Raw genomic sequence first — 3,183 nt, 5'->3', positions numbered from 1 at the left:
CGGTCACCACCGAAAGAATGACGTTCTTTTCGTGCAGCACCTTGTAGTGCTTCAGGCTGTGCATGAGCGCGGTCGGCGCGCTCAGCGGATCGCTGGTCAGGAACACGGCGGTGCCGGACACCAGCTGCGGCTTTTTCTTCAAAAGGTTCGCCGCCAGGAAGTCGAGCGGGATTTCGTTGCGGCGCGTCTTGTCGAACAGGTAGCGGCTGCCGTGCACCCAGGTCCACATGCCGAGGATGATGGCGAAAGCCACGGCGAGCGACGCCCAGCCGCCTTCGAACACCTTGACGATGTTGGAGGCAAAGAAGCCGACATCGATGAAGGCAAACAGAGCCGTTAACGACACCGCGACCCAGAGCTGCCACTTCCAGATACGGGTCATGACGACGAAGAGGAGCACCGTCGTCACCAGCATATTGCCGGTCACCGAGATCCCGTAGGCCGAGGCAAGTCTGCTGGACGCGCCGAAACCGACCACCAGAAGCATCACCACCAGCGCCAGCAGCATGTTGACGCGCGGCATGTAGATCTGGCCCGACTGTTTTTCGGACGTATGCAGGATCTCCAGCCGCGGCAGCATGTTGAGCTGCACCGCCTGCCTGGTCAGCGAAAAGGCACCGGAGATCACCGCCTGGCTGGCGATAACCGTCGCTGCCGTCGCCAGAATCACCATCGGGATCAGCGCCCAGCCTTCATTCATCTCGAAAAACGGATGGCCGACGACACCGTTCTTGGCGAGCACGAAAGCGCCCTGCCCGGCATAGTTCAATAGCAGGCAGGGAAATACGATCGCCAGCCATGCCAGCACGATCGGCTTGCGGCCGAAATGGCCGAGGTCGGCGTAGAGTGCCTCCGCGCCGGTGACGGCCAGGAAAATGGCGCCGATCGTGACAAAAGCCACGTCCGGCGAGTGGATCAGGAAGGCGACGATGTAGTGCGGGCTGATCGCCCAAAGGATTTCAGGATCGGCAATGATGTGATTCAGCCCGGACAGACCGATGGCGAGGAACCACACGGCGGTGATCGGCCCGAAGATCAAGGCAACACCACCTGTGCCGAACCGCTGCACCGCAAACAGAATGGCCAAGATGAGCAGCGTCAGCGGCACCACATAAGGCTGAAAGGCGGGTGTCACGACATTCATGCCTTCGACGGCCGAAAGCACGGAGATGGCCGGGGTGATCACGGCGTCGCCAAAGAAAAGCGAGGCGCCGGCGATGCCGATGGCCAGGATGACCGCCGAACGCGTCGCGAAAGTGCTGCGCGCCAGCGCCATCAGCGAGAGCACGCCGCCTTCGCCACGATTGTCGGCGCGCAGCACGAACATGATGTATTTGATCGTGACGATGATCGTCAGCGACCAGATGATCAGCGACAGCACGCCAAGGATATCGCCGCGATCGGCGACCTCACCGCGCGAGGAAGCAACGAGCGCCTCGCGGAACGCGTAGATCGGGCTGGTGCCGATATCACCATAGACGACACCCAGCGCGCCCAGCATCAGCACCTTGGTGCTGTGCTGCTCTATTTCCGGATGCCCCGTTTGCTCGACGGGTTCTGCCTCAGCACCATTGGCAAGGGCCATGACGACACTCCGATAAAATGCGCGGTGCTCTACGCTTGCTGCAGTGCAATATCAAGTGCCCTGGCGTTAGGGCTCCCATACCGCCAGTGCAAGGCTCGACCTGCAGAGGTGCATTCAAATCTATGGCACAATGTGGATGCTTGAAGCGTCAGATCGCGACCTGCGTACCGATCTCGACCACGCGCCCGGTGGGGATCTGGAAATACTCCGTCGCATCGGCCGCCGTCTTCGCAAGGCCGATGAACAGCCTGTCCTGCCAGATCGGCATGCCGGAATTGGGCGAGGCCTTCAGCGAGCGCCGCGACAGGAAGAAGGACGTCGTCATGATGTCGAACTTCCATCCCTGCTTGCGGCAGATCGCCAGCGCGCGCGGAATGTTCGGCTGCTCCATGTAGCCGAAGGTCAGCGTGACCCGCATGAACAGCTCGTTGACCGTCTCCATCTTCACCCGCTCGCTATCCGGCACCACCGGCTGCGGCGCGGTCACCACCGAAAGAATGACGTTCTTTTCGTGCAGCACCTTGTAGTGCTTCAGGCTGTGCATGAGCGCGGTCGGCGCGCTCAGCGGATCGCTGGTCAAGAACACGGCGGTGCCGGACACCAGCTGCGGCTTCTTCTTGAGGAGGTTCATCGCCAGAAAGTCGAGCGGGATTTCGTTGCGGCGCGTCTTGTCGAATAGGTAGCGGGTGCCGCGAATCCAAGTCCACATGATCAGCCCCATGATCAAAGCGACAGTGATCGACACCCAACCGCCTTCGACCATCTTGACGACATTGGCCGAGAAGAAGCCGAGGTCGATGACGCCGAAGAGCAGCGCCAGCGCCAATGCGAGCGCCAGCTGCCATTTCCAGAGCCAGCGCATGACGACAAACAAGAGGATCGTCGTCATCAGCATCTCACCGGTCACCGAAATGCCATAGGCGGAGGCGAGCGCGCTCGAGCTGCCAAAGCCGACGACCAGAAGCATCACGCCGAGCGCGACCAGCAGATTGACCCTCGGCATATAGATCTGGCCGCTTTGCATCTCGGATGTGTGCTGCACCTCGATGCGCGGCAGAAGATTGAGCTGCACCGCCTGTCTGGTCAGCGAGAAGGCGCCGGAGATCACCGCCTGGCTGGCGATGACCGTCGCCGCCGTTGCCAGGGCGACCATCGGCATCAGCCCCCATTCGGGAAGCATCTGGAAGAACGGGTTGGTCGGCTTGCCGCCGTGCGAGAGCACGAAGGCGCCCTGCCCGAAATAGTTGAGGAGCAGGCAAGGGAAAACGATGGAAAACCAGGCCAGCACGATTGGCTTGCGGCCGAAATGGCCAAGGTCGACATAGAGCGCCTCGGCGCCGGTGACCGCGAGGAAAACCGCGCCGACGGTGACGAAGGCGCCCGTCGGCGTGGTGGCTAGATAATAGACCGCATAGTAGGGGTTTATAGCCAACAGGACGGACCAATCGTCGACGATGTGATAGAGGCCGGCAACGCCGATGGCCACGAACCATGTCGCCGTGATGGGTCCAAACACTGCCGCCACCTTGCCCGTGCCAAAACGCTGCACGGCGAAAAGCACCGCCAGAATCACCAGCGTGATCGGAACGACATAGGCA

The 3,183-nt window shown here is 61.3% G+C and carries 2 protein-coding genes; both read right to left on the bottom strand.

The annotated features are described in order from the left end of the window. A partial coding sequence (locus EOA49_RS31125) for a potassium transporter Kup (protein WP_164749359.1) occupies nucleotides 1-1,585 on the bottom strand: 1,585 nt, incomplete at its 3' end. 148 nt (nucleotides 1,586-1,733) lie between these two features. Further along, on the bottom strand, nucleotides 1,734-3,183 hold a 1,450-nt coding region (locus EOA49_RS31120), incomplete at its 5' end, for a potassium transporter Kup (protein WP_164749358.1).

The organism is Mesorhizobium sp. M1A.F.Ca.IN.020.04.1.1, from assembly GCF_003997315.1.
In the GTDB taxonomy this organism is placed as follows: Bacteria; Pseudomonadota; Alphaproteobacteria; order Rhizobiales; family Rhizobiaceae; genus Mesorhizobium.
The sequence above is the reverse complement of the archived record's forward strand: the minus strand, read 5'-3'. Positions and strand labels throughout refer to the sequence as shown.